This window comes from Stenotrophomonas sp. AS012628, from assembly GCF_010608305.1.
Classification (GTDB): Bacteria; Pseudomonadota; Gammaproteobacteria; order Xanthomonadales; family Xanthomonadaceae; genus Stenotrophomonas; species Stenotrophomonas geniculata.
This window is the reverse complement of sequence record NZ_VMBJ01000011.1, coordinates 66,967-84,041: the sequence shown is the minus strand read 5'-3', so window position 1 is coordinate 84,041 and position 17,075 is coordinate 66,967. Positions and strand designations below refer to the sequence as shown.

13 protein-coding genes and 1 pseudogene are annotated in these 17,075 nt (G+C 66.9%); 7 read left to right on the top strand and 7 right to left on the bottom strand.

Annotation, left to right across the window (positions count from 1 at the left end; all coding sequences use genetic code 11):
- Positions 1 to 70: 70 nt before the first annotated feature.
- From G5A07_RS07590 to G5A07_RS07580, 3 genes are read left to right on the top strand one after another with little or no spacing between them, the layout of a single operon-like run.
- Positions 71 to 1,042, top strand: a complete 972-nt coding sequence (locus G5A07_RS07590; RefSeq protein WP_049412868.1) for a LysR family transcriptional regulator — start codon at positions 71 to 73, stop codon at positions 1,040 to 1,042.
- 14 nt (positions 1,043 to 1,056) lie between these two features.
- Positions 1,057 to 1,686, top strand: a complete 630-nt coding sequence (gene leuE / locus G5A07_RS07585) for a leucine efflux protein LeuE (protein ID WP_191863108.1) — start codon at positions 1,057 to 1,059, stop codon at positions 1,684 to 1,686.
- Positions 1,683 to 2,117: a hypothetical protein gene (locus G5A07_RS07580; protein ID WP_191863107.1), complete on the top strand. Its 435-nt coding sequence runs from the start codon at positions 1,683 to 1,685 to the stop codon at positions 2,115 to 2,117. The genes leuE and G5A07_RS07580 overlap by 4 nt, the downstream gene beginning before the upstream one ends.
- 23 nt (positions 2,118 to 2,140) lie before the next feature.
- On the opposite strand, the gene G5A07_RS07575 is transcribed toward G5A07_RS07580, so the two are convergent.
- Complete coding sequence (locus G5A07_RS07575; RefSeq protein ID WP_029380155.1) at positions 2,141 to 3,043, bottom strand: LysR family transcriptional regulator; 903 nt, start codon at positions 3,041 to 3,043, stop codon at positions 2,141 to 2,143.
- Positions 3,044 to 3,165: 122 nt separating this feature from the next.
- Here G5A07_RS07575 and G5A07_RS07570 point away from each other — a divergent pair.
- Together G5A07_RS07570 and G5A07_RS07565 are read left to right on the top strand one after the other, a co-directional pair.
- Positions 3,166 to 4,161, top strand: a pseudogene (locus G5A07_RS07570) (aldo/keto reductase).
- A 175-nt stretch (positions 4,162 to 4,336) separates the two neighbouring features.
- Positions 4,337 to 5,764 (top strand): amino acid permease, encoded by a 1,428-nt coding sequence (locus tag G5A07_RS07565; RefSeq protein ID WP_010487453.1) that lies wholly within the window; start codon positions 4,337 to 4,339, stop codon positions 5,762 to 5,764.
- A 55-nt stretch (positions 5,765 to 5,819) separates the two neighbouring features.
- On the opposite strand, the gene G5A07_RS07560 is transcribed toward G5A07_RS07565, so the two are convergent.
- Both G5A07_RS07560 and G5A07_RS07555 read right to left on the bottom strand, forming a co-directional pair.
- A complete protein-coding gene (locus tag G5A07_RS07560; RefSeq protein WP_019336826.1) occupies positions 5,820 to 7,055 on the bottom strand; it encodes a dipeptidase in 1,236 nt (411 codons plus the stop codon).
- A 138-nt stretch (positions 7,056 to 7,193) separates the two neighbouring features.
- On the bottom strand, positions 7,194 to 8,363 hold the full coding sequence (locus G5A07_RS07555; protein ID WP_010487449.1) for a class I SAM-dependent rRNA methyltransferase: 1,170 nt from the start codon (positions 8,361 to 8,363) through the stop codon (positions 7,194 to 7,196).
- Positions 8,364 to 8,736: 373 nt separating this feature from the next.
- Between G5A07_RS07555 and G5A07_RS07550 the strand changes: the two genes are divergently transcribed.
- Both G5A07_RS07550 and G5A07_RS07545 read left to right on the top strand, forming a co-directional pair.
- Positions 8,737 to 9,699, top strand: coding sequence for a TerC family protein (locus G5A07_RS07550; RefSeq protein WP_010487446.1), 963 nt, complete (start codon positions 8,737 to 8,739; stop codon positions 9,697 to 9,699).
- Between the two features lie 106 nt (positions 9,700 to 9,805).
- Positions 9,806 to 10,576: a rhomboid family intramembrane serine protease gene (locus G5A07_RS07545; RefSeq protein WP_019336827.1), complete on the top strand. Its 771-nt coding sequence runs from the start codon at positions 9,806 to 9,808 to the stop codon at positions 10,574 to 10,576.
- A 154-nt stretch (positions 10,577 to 10,730) separates the two neighbouring features.
- On the opposite strand, the gene G5A07_RS07540 is transcribed toward G5A07_RS07545, so the two are convergent.
- The 4 genes from G5A07_RS07540 to G5A07_RS07525 form a co-directional block, all read right to left on the bottom strand.
- Complete coding sequence (locus G5A07_RS07540; RefSeq protein ID WP_019336828.1) at positions 10,731 to 11,837, bottom strand: glycerophosphodiester phosphodiesterase; 1,107 nt, start codon at positions 11,835 to 11,837, stop codon at positions 10,731 to 10,733.
- 104 nt (positions 11,838 to 11,941) lie between these two features.
- Positions 11,942 to 12,859 (bottom strand): BRCT domain-containing protein, encoded by a 918-nt coding sequence (locus G5A07_RS07535; protein ID WP_227199920.1) that lies wholly within the window; start codon positions 12,857 to 12,859, stop codon positions 11,942 to 11,944.
- A gap of 154 nt (positions 12,860 to 13,013) precedes the next feature.
- Positions 13,014 to 14,363, bottom strand: a complete 1,350-nt coding sequence (gene mnmE, locus G5A07_RS07530; RefSeq protein WP_010487439.1) for a tRNA uridine-5-carboxymethylaminomethyl(34) synthesis GTPase MnmE — start codon at positions 14,361 to 14,363, stop codon at positions 13,014 to 13,016.
- Positions 14,364 to 14,366: 3 nt separating this feature from the next.
- On the bottom strand, positions 14,367 to 17,039 hold the full coding sequence (locus tag G5A07_RS07525) for a polysaccharide deacetylase family protein (RefSeq protein ID WP_191863106.1): 2,673 nt from the start codon (positions 17,037 to 17,039) through the stop codon (positions 14,367 to 14,369).
- Positions 17,040 to 17,075: the final 36 nt, after the last annotated feature.

Sequence of the window (17,075 nt, the reverse complement as noted above, 5' to 3'; positions counted from 1 at the left end):
GAGTGGACAGGTTGCGCTGCGCACGGCCGCTCAGAAAGGCGCAGAATCAGGCAGCACTTTCACTCCGGCAATGAAGATGATCCGCTTCGACGACCTGCAGTTGTTCGTCCGCACGGCCGCGCTGGGCAGCTTCTCGCAGGCCGCCCGCGAAGCTGATCTGTTACCCGGCCAGGTCGCTGCTGCCGTAGCGCGGCTGGAACGCGAGCTGGACCTGCGCCTGTTCGTGCGCACCACCCGCAGCCTGCGCCTGACCGGCGAGGGCGCGCTGTACCTGCCGTATGCGCAGGAGGTGCTGGCCACCCTGCGCGAGGGCCAGGCGCGCGTGCAGGGCGAGGACACCGAGCTGCACGGCACCCTGCAGCTGTCGGCGCCCTCGGACCTCGGCCGCAACCTGCTGCTGCCCTGGCTGAGCGCCTTCCGCGCCGCGCACCCGCGGCTGCGCCTGCACCTGCGCCTGTCCGACGAAGTGGCTGATGTGTTCCGCGACCCGGTCGACGTGGCCATCCGCATCGGCCACTTCGACGACGCCAACTACGTCGCCCTGCCCCTGCTGGAAGGCAACCGGCGCGTACTCGCGGCCTCGCCCGGCTACCTGCAGCGGCGCGGTACGCCCACGCGCCTGGACGAGCTGCGTGAGCACGACTGCCTGGTCTACCAGCTCAGTGGCCGCGCCTACGATCGCTGGTCGTTCGAGGTCGACGGGCGCCGCAGCGTGATTCCGGTGCGCGGTCCGCTGGTCTGCGACGACGCCGATGTAGTGCGACGCTGGGCGGTGGCCGGCGAAGGCATCACCTACAAATCCTGGCTGGACCTGCGCGAAGACGTGCTGGCCGGGCGCCTGCAGCTGCTGCTCGACGGCGTCGGCAGCCACATTCCACTGCATCTGGTGTGCCCACACCGCAAGCAGTTCTCGCCAGCGGTGCGGCAGCTGCACGCGCAGCTGCGCCAGCACCTGCAACCTCTGCTGTCTGGCATGCCCGAAGGTCCTGCCGGCCCCCTGTCGCCAGTCCCGGCGCTGGCCGACAATGGCGGCCCCCCGTAAGAGAGAACACTGCCATGCCGTGGATGGGCATCCAGGACCTGTGGACGTTTCTGGTCGCCGTGCTGGTGTTTCTCGCCCTGCCCGGCCCCGGCACCTTCACCCTGCTGACCGCCACTGGCCGTGGCGGCGTGCGTGGCGGCTACACCGCATTGGCCGGCCTGCTGGTCGGCGACCAGATCCTGATGTGGCTGGCGCTGGCCGGCGTGGCCGCACTGCTCAAGGCCAACCCGCTGGTGTTCCACGCCGTGCAGTACCTGGGTGCGGCCTACCTGGTGTGGGTGGGGATCAGCCTGCTGCGCACGCCGAAGCACGAGGCTGATGACGCCGGCCCGATCCGCATGCAGCCGGGCCGCTACTTCCAGCAGGCGATCCTGGTCAGCCTGCTCAATCCGAAGGCGATCCTGTTCTACATGGCCTTCCTGCCGCTGTTCATCGACCCGAAGGCACACCAGGGCATCGCGACCTTCGCGGCACTGGCCGGCATCATCCTGGTGGTCAGCATCGGCTACTGCTCGATGCTGATCGGCGTGGGCAACCTGGCCCGTCGCCGGTTGATCCAGCACCCGCGCATCAGCGATGCGCTGCGCCGCGTGGCCGGCCTGTTCCTGGTGGGGTTCGGCATCCGGTTGGGGCTGAACGGATGATCCGGTGGCTGCTGCTGGTGGGGTTCACGGGTCTGCTGGCCGACACCGCAGCGGCCAGCGCGCAGGACCATCGCTGCCTCACCGGGGGCCGCAACGACGGCATCCACCTGCTGTGGCGCTGGCTGGACGATGGCAGCGCCGACGTGCAGTACGCCGGGCAGCGCGGCCGCCTGCAGGTGCAACAGGTGTCGCAGGAAACGACGGTGCTGGACGAAGACCGCCCATACCAGTTCGACAGCGTGTGGGAAGAACGCATCGGTGGCCGCCTCAATGGGCGCTACTACCTGAGCACCCAGGGCGCGCACGTCTACGGTTTCAGCTACGAGCGCGCCCGCGACGGGCGACGTACCGAGTTCAACGAGGACGTCGAGGCGTGGCACGCGGATGGCTGCCATTGGCCGGGAGGCGTAGCGGCGCGCGTGGTCGATTGAAGCATGCCAACCAAGGTTGGCATCTACCGGTGGTGCATCTCCGCGCGCAGGTGGTCGATGAACACCCGCAGCTTGGGCGCCATCTGCTCACGCGCGGGGTAGTACAGGTGGAAGCCGGGGAACGGCGGCTGCCAGTCCTGCAGCACGCTCTGCAGTCGCCCAGCGGCGATGTCGTCGGCCATCAGCGAAGCGAAGCCTTGGGCCATGCCCAGCCCCGCCAGCACAGCGTGATGGGCGACGCCGGCATCGTTGAACACCAGCCGCCCGCTCACTTCCACGTCCAGGTCGTGGCCTTCGCGGCTGAACTCCCAGGGCATCAGCCGGCCATTGGCCAGGCGGTGCACGATGCAGGCGTGGCCCTGCAGGTCATGCGGGGTCTGCGGCACGCCATGGCGTTCGAAATAGGCCGGCGTGGCCACCACCACCTGGCGCTCAGGTGGCCCGACCGGCACCGCGATCATGCCCTGTGCGAGTGATTCGCCGAGGCGGATGCCGGCGTCGAAGCCCTCGGCCACCAGATCGGTCAGCGCCGGGTCGACGCACAGTTCCACCTGCACCTGCGGGTAGCGCGCAAGGAAATCGGGCAGCCGCGGCAGGACCATGCGATCGGCGACGATGCGCGGCAGGGTCACACGCAGCCGCCCGGCAGGCACCGAGCGCGCGCTGTCCAGTTCGGCAAAGGCCTGGTCGATCTGGTCCAGGCCGCCGCGCACGCGCTGCAGGAAGCGCGCGCCGTGTTCGGTCAGGCTGACCCGCCGTGTGGTCCGCTGCAGCAGGCGCACGCCCATCCGCGCTTCCAGCGCGCGCACGCTCTGTGACAGCGCCGAGGTCGACACGCCCAGGGCATCGGCGGCGCGGGTAAAGCTGGCGTGCTCGGCCACGTGGACGAAGGCGACCACAGCGGTGAGGGGGACGGAGGCATCCATTGTGAAGCCAGTCTTCAAGGTAAGTCCGGTGGCACGCAGTTTATCCACATGATGACGTGGAGGGATGCTGTGCCCCTCGTCACTGCCCATCCAGGCGTGGCGCCTTCCCCAAGGAGATCCGCATGAAGACCCGTACTCTCGGCCGCGCCGGCCCCACCGTGTCCACCCTCGGCCTGGGCTGCATGGGCATGAGCGCCTACTAGGGCGGCCGCGGCAGTGACGATGACGGCATTGCCGTCATCCGGCACGCGCTGGACCGGGGCGTGACCCTGCTCGACACCGCCGATGTGTATGGCCCGCACACCAACGAGGTGCTGGTCGGCCGCGCGATTGCCGGCCGCCGCAACCAGGTGTTCCTGGCCAGCAAGTTCGGTATCGGCCTGGACCCGACCGACCCGAAGGGGCGGCCGGTCAACGGCCACCCGGACTATGTGCAGGCCGCCTGCGAGGCCAGCCTGCGCCGCCTGGGCGTGGACCACATCGACCTGTACTATCAGCACCGCGTCGACCCGACCGTGCCGATCGAGGACACCGTAGGTGCGATGGCACGCCTGGTGGAACAGGGCAAGGTGCGCTGGCTGGGCCTGTCCGAGGCCTCGGCGGCCACCCTCCGCCGTGCCCATGCGGTCCACCCGATCACGGCGGTGCAGAGCGAGTACTCGCTGTGGTCGCGCGATCCGGAGCAGAACGGAGTGCTGGCCACCACGGCGGAACTGGGCATCGGCTTCGTGCCGTATTCGCCGCTGGGCCGTGGCTTCCTGACCGGCGCCATCCGCAGCCCGGACGACTTCGACGCCGACGATTACCGGCGCACCTCGCCCCGCTTCGAAGGCGAAAACTTCCAGCGCAACCTTGCACTGGTGGACACCGTACAGACGCTGGCCGCCGAGCGCGGCATCGCCGCCTCGCAGCTGGCGCTGGCCTGGGTGCTGTCGCGCGGCGAGCACATCGTGCCGATTCCGGGCACGACGCGGCGGGTACGGCTGGACGAGAACCTCGGTGCGCTGCAGGTGGAACTGGATGCGGCCACGCTGGACGCACTGGATGCGGCCTTCCCGCCGCATGCCGCGGCCGGTGAGCGCTATTCGGTCAGCGGCATGGCCAACATCCAGTCGTAGCAGCGGCCGGGACCAATGCACACCGGTGGCTGCCGCCGGATTGTGCCGATTCCGGCAGCCTGGCCGGGGCGCAGCGCGCGCCCCGCCCTGCATGACCCCCGTCAGTGGTAATGCTGCGCTGCGTTCGGTCACACTCGGGAACTTGTCGTTCTTAGTCACCCCTTCCGAGGCCTGCATGTCCCTGTTCCGGCGCAAGTCCCTAGATTCCGTCACCGTCCACGAAGCCGGCAGGCGCCTGATCCCCACGCTCAGCTGGCCGCACCTGATCGCGTTGGGCATCGGCGCCATCGTCGGTACCGGCATCTATACGCTGATCGGCGTGGGTGCCAACCTGGCCGGCCCGGCCGTGCTGATCTCCTTCGCCATCGCCGGTGCGGTCTGCGCCTGTGCGGCGCTGTCCTACGCCGAGCTGTCGACGATGATGCCGGCCGCCGGCAGTGCCTACACCTACAGCTACAGCGCGCTGGGCGAAGTGTTCGCCTGGGTGGTGGGCTGGAGCCTGATCCTGGAGTACTCGCTGGTGGTGAGTACGGTGGCGGTGGGCTGGTCCGGCTACTTCGTCGGCTTCCTCGAATGGGTCCATACCCAGTTCGGCTGGAACGTGCACCTGCCGGCCTGGCTGGCGGCCGGCCCGCATGTGGAAGGCGGCATGATCAATCTGCCGGCGATCATCATCACCTGGCTGGTGGCCGGCATGCTGATGGCCGGCACCAAGGAGAGCGCGACGCTCAACGCCATCCTGGTGGTGTTCAAGCTGATCGCGCTGGCCATCTTCGTGGCCGTGGCCCTGCCTGCGTTCGACAGCGCCAACCTGCAGCCGTTCATGCCCTACGGTTTCGCCAAGTCGATGGGCCCTGATGGCGTCGAGCACGGCGTGATGGCGGCAGCGGCCATCATCTTCTTCGCCTTCTACGGCTTCGATGCGATCTCCACCGCCGCCGAGGAAACCAAGAACCCGGGCCGCGACCTGTCGATCGGCATCATCGGTTCGATGATCGGCTGCACCATCGTCTACGTGCTGGTGGCGCTGGCCGCCGTGGGTGCGATGAGCTACGCGGTGTTCGGCCACAGCGCCGAGCCGCTGGCCCTGATCATGCGCCAGCTGGGCCATCCGACCGCGGCGATGGTGATCGGCGTGATTGCGATCATCGCCCTGCCGACCGTGCTGTTGGCCTTCCTGTACGGCCAGAGCCGCATCTTCTTCGTGATGAGCCGCGATGGCCTGCTGCCGCGTCGCCTGTCCAAGGTGAACGCACGTACCGGCACGCCGGTGGCGACCACGCTGTTCACTGCGGTGGTGGTGTCGGCGCTGGCCGGTGTCGCCCGCCTGGACGAGATCGCCGCACTGGCCAACGCCGGTACCCTGGCCGCGTTCACTGCGGTAGGCATCTGCCTGGTGGTGCTGCGCCTGCGCGAGCCCAACCGCGAACGCACGTTCCGTACGCCGCTGGCCTTCGTGGTCGGCCCGCTGGCCGCGCTGGGCTGCATCTACCTGTTCATCAGCCTGCCGCATACCACCCAGCTGTACTTCCTGCTGTGGAACGTGGCCGGCCTGGTGCTGTACTTCCTGTACAGCCGTCGCCATGCGTTGATCGCGAAATAAGGGCGCCGCCGGGCATGGCCCGGCGCCCCTCTGTAGAGTCGAGCACCACTCGACTCTACGGAGCAGCGGCGTACTCCTGCGCCTGGCGCATCACCCGCAGCAGGTTGCCGCCCCAGATGCCGGCAATCTGCTTCTCGGTATAGCCCTTGCGCAGCAGCCACGCGGTGATCTTCGGCAGCTGGCTGACATCGGGCAGGTCACTCAGGCCACCGCCGCCATCCCAGTCCAGGCCAATGCCCACGTGCTCGGGGCCGACCACCTTGAGGATGTGCTCGAAGTGGGCGAAGAAATCGTCCAGGCTGGCATGGCGCACTGGATGCTCGTGGTCCAGCGCCTGCTCGGCCTTCAGCAGGGCAACGCCCTGTTCGATGCCCATGCCTTCCCAGCCACCCAGCTGTTTGCTCAGCGCTTCCTCGGCCTGCTTGCGCTCGGGCGTCTTTGCGGTGTCGATCAGGTAACCGCCATAGGCATTCACCTGGATCACGCCGCCGGCCTTGGCCAGCTTGCGCAGGCGCGCGTCGTCGAGATTGCGCGGGTGGTCGTAGACCGCCTTGGCCGAGCTGTGCGACAGCACGAACGGTACCGGCATCATTGCCAGCAGGTCATCGAACACCGCGTCCGACGCATGTGACTGGTCGATCACGATGCCCAGCTTCACCGCCTGCCGCACCAGCTCCTTGCCGGCCGGGCTAAGTCCTTTCCATTCCGCGCCCTTGGGGTCGGTGGCCGAATCGGCGAACTCGTTGTTGGCGAAATGCACGGTGCTGAGCAGGCGCAGGCCGGCGCGGTGGTAGAACGAGAGCAGGCTGGAATCGGCAACCAGCGGGCTGGCATTTTCCATGCTGATGTAGACCACGCGCTTGCCGGCAGCCTTGATCCGCGCCGCGTCATCGGCGGTCAATGCCAGCGCGAAACGCTCGGGATTGGCGGCCAGCATTTCGCGGATCTCCAGCAGCCGCTGCAGGCCGTGGTCACGCTCGGCCAGATGGGCGGCGGCGGTGCGGTCGCCCTGGTCGGTGTAGATCGCCCAGAAACCGCCGTCCAGCGCGCCTTCGACCATGCGCGGGTAGTCCACCTGCGAGAGCGCGTTGCGGTCGTGGCGCTGCTCGATGTCGAAGCCGCTGCGGCCGAAATTGGCCGGCGTATCCAGATGGCTGTCGAGGGTGACCAGGCGCTGCTGCAGGGCCTTGGCGCGGGCCAGTTCCTGTGCGCTGAACTCGATGGCATGAGCCGACAGCGGCGCGCAGAGCGCCAGGGCAAGCACGACGGACAGGTGGCGCAACGATGGCATGGGCTCTCACCGGCAATGGGAAGAGCCCGACCATAGCGCTGCGGCCGCGCATTGGGTAGCGCCGGGCCACGCCCGGCGGATCTTGAGGCTGTCAGGCAGATCAGCCGAGCATGGGCTCGGCTCTACAGCGTCCCGCGGTCAATCCACCACGCGGCAGAACACAGCCTTCAGGTAACGCGATTCCTGCACGTGGGCCATGAACGGATGGTCCGGACCCGCACCAGCGACCTTCAGGATCTGGATCGTGCGGCCAGAGAAGTAGGCCGCGCGGCGCAGCATGTCGAGGAACTGGTCCTCGGCCACCAGGCCGGTGCACGAGAACGTGGCGAACAGGCCGCCCGGCTTCACCACGCCCAGCGCCAGCTTGTTCATGTCTAGGTACTTCTTCAGCGCGGTGATGACCTGGTCGCGGTCGCGGGTCATCTTCGCCGGGTCCAGGATCACCACGTCGTACTGCTCGCCGCGGTTGGCGGCATCGCGCAGCCACGGGAAGATGTCGGACTGGACGAACTTCGGGCGCACGTTGTTCAGGCGCGAATTGCCCTTGGCGATCTGGATGACGTCTTCATCGATGTCGATGCCGACCACTTCCGAAGCGCCACGCGCCGCCGCATACACGGCGAAACCGCCGGTGTTGCAGCACAGGTCCAGCACGCTCTTGCCTTCCACCTGCTGGCTCAGCCATTCGCGGTTCTCGCGCTGGTCGGCAAAGAAACCGGTCTTGTGCGCACCGGCCGGATCGGCGCGGAACTTGATGCCGTACTCGGTGATCACCGACGCTTCGGTGGTGGTGTTGCCGTGGAAGTCGAAACTTTCCTGCTTCTGCACGTGCTCGTCGGCGAAGCTGTGGAAGCGGCAACCCGGGAACTGCTCGCGCAGGGCGTCGTAGATCCACTCGCGATGGCGGAACATGCCGGCGGCGAAGAACTCGACCACCACCAGATCGCCATAGCGATCGACCACCAGGCCGGACAGGCCGTCGCCTTCGCTGTGCACCACGCGCCAGGCATCGGAGACCGCATCGAGCTTGAGCACCTCACGGCGCAGCGACACCGCCTGGGCGATCTTGCGCGAGAACCAGCCGGCATCGACCGGCACGTTCTGATCGGTTTCGAGGATGCGCACGGCGATGCGCGAGTGCCCGTTGTAGAACCCGCGGCCAATGAACTCACCATCGATGCCGACCACGTCGACGATGGAACCGGGCTTGGGCCGGACGGTCGGCTTCTCGACCAGTTTCTGGAAGATCCACGGGTGGCTGGAACGCCACGCATTCTTGAGGCGGACAATCGGAAGGGGGGTATTCATCCACCTATTGTAAACCGGGCGCCGGGGTCAGATTCCCGTAGGGGCTCTGCCCCCGGCCGGTATGCCAACCAAGGTTGGCATCTACCAGAGCGGGGGTGCGGAGCCCGGTTGGGGACTCGACCCCAGTGCAGGGGCATTTGACGGCGGCCCGGCCAGGCCGCAGAATCGGCGTCAGAAGGGGAGTAGCTCCCAGACGTTGTCGCCGTCATTTCGAGCCCGCAGGCTCCGGTGCAACGGCAGTTCCAGCCGACTGGAACTGCGAGCGAGACCTTCGCCGTACTGGCGAAGCTCTGTCCCTGGATCCCCCTCCCGATCCTCCGTTGCAGATCCTCGCCGTCCGGCCTGGCATTCATCTTTCCAACGGACATTCCCAATGCAGACGATCGGTAACGTGTGGTTGTGGGGCGGCTTCGCAGCGGTGGTGGTCATCGCCCTGCTGGTCGACCTCGTGTTGATGCGCCATGGTGGACCGCACAAGGTCACCTTCAAGGAGGCCCTGTGGTGGTCCATCGGCTGGGTTGCGCTGGCCCTGCTGTTCAATGCGGGCCTCTGGTACTACCTGAATGAGACTGCCGGCCAGGTAGTGGCCAACAAGGTCGGCCTCGAGTTCCTGACCGGCTACCTGGTCGAAAAGGCGCTGGCGGTCGACAACATCTTTGTCTTCCTGATGATCATGAGCTACTTCGCGGTGCCGGAGGAACAGCGCCAGAAGGTGCTGATCATCGGCATCCTGGGCGCGATCGTGCTGCGTACGATCATGATCTTCGCCGGCAGCGTGCTGATCAGCCAGTTCCATTGGCTGCTCTACGTGTTCGGTGCCTTCCTGCTGTTCACCGGCTGGAAGATGTGGTTCGCCGCCGGCCAGGAGCCGGACCTGGAGACCAACCCGGCCCTGCGCTGGATGCGTAAGCACCTGCGCCTGCTGCCGGACTACGCGGGCAACGCGCTGAGCGTGAAGCGTGATGGCGTGCGCTGGTTCACCCCGCTGTTCGCGGTGCTGATCCTGATCGCGGTCACCGACGTGATCTTCGCGGTGGACAGCATCCCGGCGATCTTCGCGATCACCACCGACCCGTTCATCGTGCTCACCTCCAACGTGTTCGCGGTGCTGGGCCTGCGTGCGATGTTCTTCCTGCTGGCCGGCATGGCCGACCGCTTCCACCTGCTGCCGTATGGCCTGGCGCTGGTGCTGGGCTTCATCGGCATCAAGATGATGATCATCGACCTGTTCAAGATCCCGACCCCGGTGTCGCTGGGCGTGGTCGCGGTGATCATCGCCGCCACCGTGGTGCTGAGCCTGAAGTACCCGCCGAAGGAAGGCGAAGGCCAGGCCTGAGCCTGAGCCGCTGGATGACGCGGCCGGTGGGATTGTCCCGCCGGCCGTTTCCACTCTCCCGCTGCGGTGGCCTTGGTTTCACGCCAACCACCGCCATTGCTGAGGTATGGACAACAACGCGCCCCTGCCCGCTGGCGACGTGCCGGCCCCCCGCAATGACCGCTCGCGCATCCTGCGGGCGTTCAATGCCAGCCTGGCCGCCGTGCTGGTGCTGGTGGCCGTGTTCGCGCTGCAGGGCACGTTCGACTGGCGACCGTGGGCGGTCGCGCCGCTGGAAGCCAAGGGCCTGCTTGGCCTGATCGGCGGCCCGATGCTGCATGCCTCGGTCGAGCACATCGTCGCCAACAGCATTGCGATCCTGATCCTCGGCACGCTGGCCGGCAGCGTCTACCCGAAAGCCACCGTTCGCGCGCTGCCCCTGCTGTGGCTGGGCTCGGGCATCGGCGCGTGGATGCTTGGCAATCCGGGCAGCGTGCACCTGGGCGCCAGTGGCGTGACCCATGGCCTGATGTTCCTGCTGGCCAGCCTGGGCCTGCTGCGCCGCGATCGCGCGGCGATTGCCACCGGCCTGATCGGCATGCTGTTCTACGGCGGCATGCTGATGACCATCCTGCCGCACGCCGACGGCGTGTCCTGGCAGTCGCACATGGGCGGCGCCTTCGCCGGCATCATCGCCGCGCTGCTGTTCCGCAATGCCGACCCGCTGCCGCCGCGCCCGCGCTACAGCTGGGAAGACGAGGAAGAAGACATCGAACCGCTGCCCGACGACGAGCTGGAGCCGCCGTCACCGCAGCGCGTGCCGGTGCTGTGGCAGCCGCGCGAAGGCCAGGACTACGTGGTGATCCCGTTCCGCCGGCCGGACGAGCCGCGCAGCTAGGTGACGGTAGTGCCGGCCGCTGGCCGGCAACCTCATGACCCAGTAGTGGCCGACCTTGGTCGGCGCGGTTGTTGTGTGCCAACCAAGGTTGGCACCTACCGGAGCACACCGGCACCCCGGGTAGCGCCGGCCCATGCCCGGCGGCGTTGATCGCTCAGTTCCCTGCCGCGCCCGTGCCATCCACCGCCTGCCTGCCCAGTGCCGGGTCGTCGGTGAAGAAGGCATCGATGCCGGTGGCCAGGTAGGCACGCATTTCGGCGATCGATCCCTCTGCATTGCGCGCGTTGTCGGCCCCCTTGCGCAGGTTGCTGGCCTGGAAGCGGTTCTCCGGGCGGAAGGTGTACGGAATCACCATCAGGCCCACCGCATGCGCATCGCGCACCAGCGTGGTCGGCGTGCCCAGTGCGCCCTTGTCATCCAGCGGAATGATCGAGCGCAGCTCCGGGCCGATGCTGTCGGCGTAGCTGGCGATATCCTTCAATCCGGCCGGCGTTATCATCTGCGCGTAGGTCAGCGTGCCACCGGCCTTGGCGATGTCGGCCGGCTGGGTGTCGCCCTTCCACAGCAGCTGCAGCAGGCGGATGTTGCTGCCACGCGGGATCTTGCCGCGCAGGTAACGCAGGTTGGCGGTCTCGAACGACTGGATGGTGACCGGGCCGACGTTGGTATAGGCGTTGCCGCGCAGCGCGGCCAGCAGCTTGTCTTCCATCGGCAGGCCGATCGACTGGAAGTAGGTCGGGTGCTTGATCTCCGGCACCAGTCCGATGCCGCGGTTGGCGCGGCCGGCCTGCTGGACCAGGAAGGCCAGGATCTCGTCCAGGCTGGCGATGCGGAACTGGCCGTCGTAGGCGGTGCTGCGCAGCTCCGGCAGGCGCTCGCGCGCGTACAGGGTCTTCAGCTCGGCCAGGGTGAAGTCTTCGGTGAACCAGCCGTCGACCTTCTGCCCGTCGATGACCTTGCTGGTGCGGCGGCTGGCGAACTCCGGATGCGAGGCGACGTCGGTGGTGCCACCGATCTCGTTCTCGTGGCGGGCCACCATCACCCCGTCCTTGGTCATCACCAGGTCCGGTTCGATGTAGTCGGCGCCATCGGCGATCGCCTGGGCGTAGGCCGCCAGGGTGTGCTCCGGCAACAGCGCGCTTGCGCCGCGATGGCCGTAGACCGACACCTTGGGCGCGGCCGGGGTGGAGGATTCAGCACTCATGGCCACCGATGGTGCCACGGCCAGCGACAACAGCAACGCACAACCCCACGACTTCACTGCGACTTCCCCAAGCGGTATGTGATGGGCGTCAGTATGCGGCGGCAATGTGACAGGTGGGGGACCTGGGATCGGATCCCCGAAGGGGCTCCGATCCCGCGTCTTCAATCGACCAAGGCGTCATGGAAATCGCGTTCGTGAACGATCATGATCCGCAGTCCTTCCTTGCGCAGTTCCACTGCGCGTTCCACCTTGCGGCCGTAGCAGGCGTAGCTCCAGCAAGGGTTTCCCTCAGCGCCAATCACCAGGTAGTCAACCTTTTTCGAAGGTGCACTGTGCACCCGCCCTCCTCGCGCCGTTACCAGCGCCTGGATATCGGCACGCGACCCTCGGGACGATGCACCCGTAAAGCAGAATCCCCTCTCCTCGAAATGGATCTCGGGAGCCACCGCACAAAGCCCGACCAGACTACCGGCGATCTGCAACGACGGATCGGTCAAGGTGCGGTCATCGCCGAGGACGACGAACTCGCTGAAGAACTGGCGAAGCAGATCTTGTTCCTGCGCATCCACCACACCATCAGCCAGTACCTTGGCTACGAGGTGTCCGATTTCGTCGTACGGCCAGCATCCCTGTAGATGGGAATGCTCATCCATCCAGTCCGAAAGACCACGCAGCTCGGCCTCTGAAATCTGGCCATCAGCGATTATTCCGCCCAGTACGGCATGAAGTCGCTGGAGATCTGCTGTGGTGGCATTGACCCGATCACTTGAGCACATCCGGTCGATCAACCATCGCAGATCCTCCGCCGCATCTTCATCCATGCGACCTTCGCCAAGTGAGCGCTCGAGCACAGGCATCAGCTCAGTGAACGGATGCTGCTGGCGCTGATGCAAATGATCCTGGATCCAGTGCGCCAAGAAGCGACGCTCATCGGCGTTGATCTCTCTGTCAATGGAGATCCCTTCGATGATGCCCGCCAGTGAGTTCAACGCACGAGTGAGCTGCGCCGGGCTTGTGAAGTGAACGTAGGAAACATGGTCCGGATGCATCCGCAATTCCTTTGCCTGAATTTCCTGCACGCTAGCTCGGTCGGCGCCGGTACTCAAGACGTACCGGACAAGACTCCGGAGTATTGGAGCTGATCACGTCATTTCACGGGGTCAGAGGCCCTTCGCGGATCTGACCCCGAGTTGCTGAGACCTAAAGCAGCCGAGCATGGGCTCGGCTCTACAGTTACTTCCCGATGCAGAAACTGGAGAAGATCCTTCCAAGCAGGTCATCGGCACTCATCTGCCCGGTGATCTCGCCCAGCGCGTCATGCGCCAGCCGTAGTTCCTCAGCAGCCAGTTCCAGGTGCTCATGCGCCAGCTCGCCATCGGCGCGCTGCGCGTGTTCCTGCGCACGCTCGATTGCATCCACATGCCGCGTGCGCGCCGAGAACTCGCCATCCACCTGCTCCCCTGCCCCGGCCGATGCGATCGAACGCAGGCGCGCGTGCAGATCCTCCAGGCCGGCACCGGTCGCAGCGGAGACGAACACGCGGTCCGGATCGTCCAGCGCCGGCAGCACATCGAGCAGATCCGATTTGTTGTGGATGTAGACCTTGTGCGGCACCGCTGCCACGGCCTCGCCCAGCGCGGCTTCACCCGCCGCCGGATCGCGCGCATCCAGCACGATCAGGGCCAGGTCGGTGCGCTCGATCTCCACATGGGCGCGGCGCATGCCTTCGCGTTCGATGGCGTCACCGCCGTCGCGCAGGCCGGCGGTGTCGACCAGGGTCAGTTCCAGGCCATCCAGGCGGATGGTCTCGCGCAGGGTGTCGCGGGTGGTGCCGGCGATGTCGGTAACGATGGCGCGTTCGCTGCCGGCCAGTGCGTTCAGCAGTGAGCTCTTGCCGGCATTCGGCGGACCGATCAGCACGGCATGCAGGCCATCGCGCAGGCGGCGGCCACGTTCGGCGTCGCGGCGCAGCAGGGCCAGGTCGCTGCGCGCCTGTTCCAGGCCACGCCGCACCTGCGCGCCGCCGAGGGTATCCAGCGGTTCGTCGGCGAAGTCGATGGCCGCTTCCACATGGATGCGCAGCAGCACCAGCTGCTCGACCACGGCGTCGATGCGGCGCGAGAACACGCCGTCCAGCGAGCGACGTGCCGCGCGCGCCGCGCGGTTGTCGCCGGCCGCGATCAGGTCGGCGATGGCTTCGGCCTGGGCCAGGTCGAGCTTGCCGTTGAGGAACGCGCGTTCGCTGAACTCGCCCGGCCGCGCCTGGCGCGCACCGAGCGCGATGCAGCGCGCGACCAGTTGCTGCAGCAGGACCGGACTGCCGTGGCCCTGCAGTTCCACCACCTCTTCGCCGGTGAAGCTGTTCGGTGCCGGGAACCACAGCACGATGCCATCGTCGATGACCTCGCCATCGGCGTCGCGCAGGCGTGCGTAGTGCGCATGGCGCGGGCGCAGTGCAGGCGCACCCAACGCGTTGGCGATGGCCGCTGCGCGCGGACCGGACAGGCGCAGCAGGCCGACACCGCCCGCGCCGGGGGCACTGGCGATGGCCACGATGGTATCGGCGCGGATTGCATCATTCATGGCTCAGAGTTTCTCCAGCTGCGCCCGTGCCTGCGCGGCACCACTGCCCTGCGGCTGCAGCGCCAGGTAGGTGGTGTAGGCCTGCTTCGCCTTCGCCTTGTCGCCTGCGTTGAAGTAGGCATCGCCCAGGTTGAGATAGGCCACGGCGCGCGAGGGGTCGATCTTCAGTGTGTTCTCCAGCCAGCGCGCCGCTTCGGCATAGCGCTGCTGGCGGTAGTAGACGAAGCCGAGGTTGTTGGCGGCCTGGGCGAAGTCCGGACGCAGCTTCAGTGCCTCGGTGAACTGGGCTACCGCTTCGTCGTACTGCTTCTCGCGGTACAGCTGCAGGCCGCGGTCATTGGCCTGCTGCGCGCGCTGGCGGTCGGAGGCCGGGCCGGCGGTGGGCACCACCAGCTTGGCCTTGCCGCCCTGCAGGTCGGCCACCGTCACCGGCGCCTGGCTGCCCTTGGCTTCGCTGGCGGCTTCAACCTTGTTGTTCAGTGCGATTGCATCGGCGGTCAGCTGGCGCGTATCGGCGTTGAGGAATTCCTGGCTGTCGGGCACCTGGAACACGAACTCACCACCCTGCGAACCCGGCAGGCTGCCGAAGGCCGGGGTCTGGTGCGAAACGGCTGAGACGGCCGGCGCCACGTAGGCGGCCAGTTCGGTACCGGTGATCAGGCCATCGCCGTTGAGATCGCCCTTGCCAGCCAGCGCCTGCAACAGCACCCAGGTGAACACCGAGTGGCCGTTCGGGCCGGCATCGGCCACCTGCTGGTCGGCGCCGCCGGCGGTCAGCATCTGCCGTGCGCTGCGACGAGCGTTCTCGCGCAGGAACGACGACGAAGAAGGGCCACCACGGGTCAGGCCCAGGCCGCTGTAGCAGGCATCCATCACGAACATCACGTGCTTGGCCTGCATGCTCTCGGCAATGTTCTGGATGTCGGTCATTGCGATGGCGTCGGTGGCGAACTCCTTCGGGTCCGAATCGACCGGAATGATGTAGCCCAGGTCACGCCCGGAGGCGAGCTGGCGGGTGGCGCCGTGGCCGGCAAAGAACACGAACACGCGGTCGTTCTTTCCGGTGCGGTCATCGGCCAGGCGGTCGTGGAAGGCGGCCAGGATGTTGTTGCGCGAGGCCTGCTCGTTCTTCAGTACGATCACCTGCGAAGACGGGAAGCCGAACTGCCCGGTCAGGGTATCGGCCACCGCCTGCGCATCGTGGCTGGCGTATTCCAGCTTTGGCCACTTGGCGTAGTTGTCGATGCCGACCACGATCGCCCACGACTTCTCGTAGCCGGTGGTGACGGTGGCGGGGCTGGTGTCACCCTTGCGCGCGCGGGCGACGGTGAAGTCGCGGCCATTCCACCCGGCGAACTGGTAGCCATCAGCGATCAGCCGGTCGAGGATCTGCGGCAACGCCTTCACCGCACGGTCGTGGATGTCATGGAACAGGATGATGCCGCGCTGTTCCTTGTTCACCTGGTCGAGCACGCGCTGCACGATCGATTCCGGCACTGGGTCGGCCCAGTCCATCGAATCGATGTTCCACATGATCGACTTCAACCCGGCTTCGTTGAGCAGCTGCAGGCCTTCGGCATTACGCGCGCCATAGGGGAAGCGGAACAGCGGCGCGCGCTTGCTGTCGACATCCTTCAGCAGCGTGTCGGTGTCCAGCACCTGCTGGCGCAGCGCATCGCCGGTGGTACGCGACAGCTGCGCATGGGTCAGGCTGTGGTTGCCGACGGCGTAGCCCTCTTCCATCAGGTTGCGGCTGATCTTCGCCATCGGCCCGAGGCTGACCTTGCCGTCGGTCTCGACCTTGCCGAGGTTGCGGCCGACCTCGAAGAACACGGCCGGTACGTCGTAGCGCTTGAGGATGGCCACCACTTCATCGGTATAGGCCTTGTGCGGGCCATCGTCGAAGGTCAGCACCACCGTCTTCGGCGGCAGGTCGCGGCCGAAGATCTCGCGTTCGCTGTCCTTCATCGACATCGGGTACGGCTCGATCACGCCGTAGTCGCGCAGGATCGCTTCGCGGCTGTAGTGCTTGTGCAGGTGCGCGATGTAGTCGTCCCACTTCTCGCGCTTCAGTTCGATGGCACGGGTGCGCTCGAAGCGGCTGAAGATGCGGGTCAGTTCCTGGTTGTAGTTGCGCTCGATCTCGTCCAGCGCCTCCAGGTCTTCGCCGATGCGCTGGTGCAGCTTCACTGCCGGCAGCGACGAATCGGCGCCGACGCGCTCATGCAGATCGCGCAGCACTTCTCGGAAGGCCAAGCGGTCGGCGTCGAACAGCTCCGGCGCCGACTCGATGTAGTCCAGCACAGTGCCGAGGGTGGCGAAGCGCTGCGGGCTGCTACCACGCAGCAGCGTGTCGAACTGCGCGGCAATGGCGCTGCGCTGTTCCAGGCCGTCGTGGAACAGCTGCTGGCCGATGCGGGTGGAGGTGCTGCGATCGGCCGCCGACTGCTGTTCCTCATCGGCCAGCAGCACGACGATCCGGCGATAGCCATCGAGCTGCTTCTGCAGCGCGGCCAGCAACGGCGCCGCGGCCGGATCGGCGGCGGCCGCGGCCTGCGCGCTGGGCTGGGTGACGGTGGTCGCCGGCGCCTTCGCATCCTTGTCACCACAACCGGCAACGACCAGGGTCAACAACAGCGAGGGCAGGAACAGGCGGAACGACGACGCACGCGGCATGGCGGACTCGATGGATGCGGGATCGGTGTGCCGGCG

Bases quoted from the DNA above. Each gene is read 5' to 3' on its own strand.
- G5A07_RS07550 (WP_010487446.1), top strand. From the start codon at position 8,737: ATGCAGACGATCGGTAACGTGTGGTTGTGGGGCGGCTTCGCAGCGGTG.
- leuE (WP_191863108.1), top strand. From the start codon at position 1,057: ATGCCGTGGATGGGCATCCAGGACCTGTGGACGTTTCTGGTCGCCGTG.
- G5A07_RS07575 (WP_029380155.1), bottom strand. From the start codon at position 3,043: ATGGATGCCTCCGTCCCCCTCACCGCTGTGGTCGCCTTCGTCCACGTG.
- G5A07_RS07560 (WP_019336826.1), bottom strand. From the start codon at position 7,055: ATGCCATCGTTGCGCCACCTGTCCGTCGTGCTTGCCCTGGCGCTCTGC.
- mnmE (WP_010487439.1), bottom strand. From the start codon at position 14,363: ATGAATGATGCAATCCGCGCCGATACCATCGTGGCCATCGCCAGTGCC.
- G5A07_RS07565 (WP_010487453.1), top strand. From the start codon at position 4,337: ATGTCCCTGTTCCGGCGCAAGTCCCTAGATTCCGTCACCGTCCACGAA.
- G5A07_RS07525 (WP_191863106.1), bottom strand. From the start codon at position 17,039: ATGCCGCGTGCGTCGTCGTTCCGCCTGTTCCTGCCCTCGCTGTTGTTG.
- G5A07_RS07545 (WP_019336827.1), top strand. From the start codon at position 9,806: ATGGACAACAACGCGCCCCTGCCCGCTGGCGACGTGCCGGCCCCCCGC.
- G5A07_RS07580 (WP_191863107.1), top strand. From the start codon at position 1,683: ATGATCCGGTGGCTGCTGCTGGTGGGGTTCACGGGTCTGCTGGCCGAC.
- G5A07_RS07555 (WP_010487449.1), bottom strand. From the start codon at position 8,363: ATGAATACCCCCCTTCCGATTGTCCGCCTCAAGAATGCGTGGCGTTCC.
- G5A07_RS07590 (WP_049412868.1), top strand. From the start codon at position 71: ATGAAGATGATCCGCTTCGACGACCTGCAGTTGTTCGTCCGCACGGCC.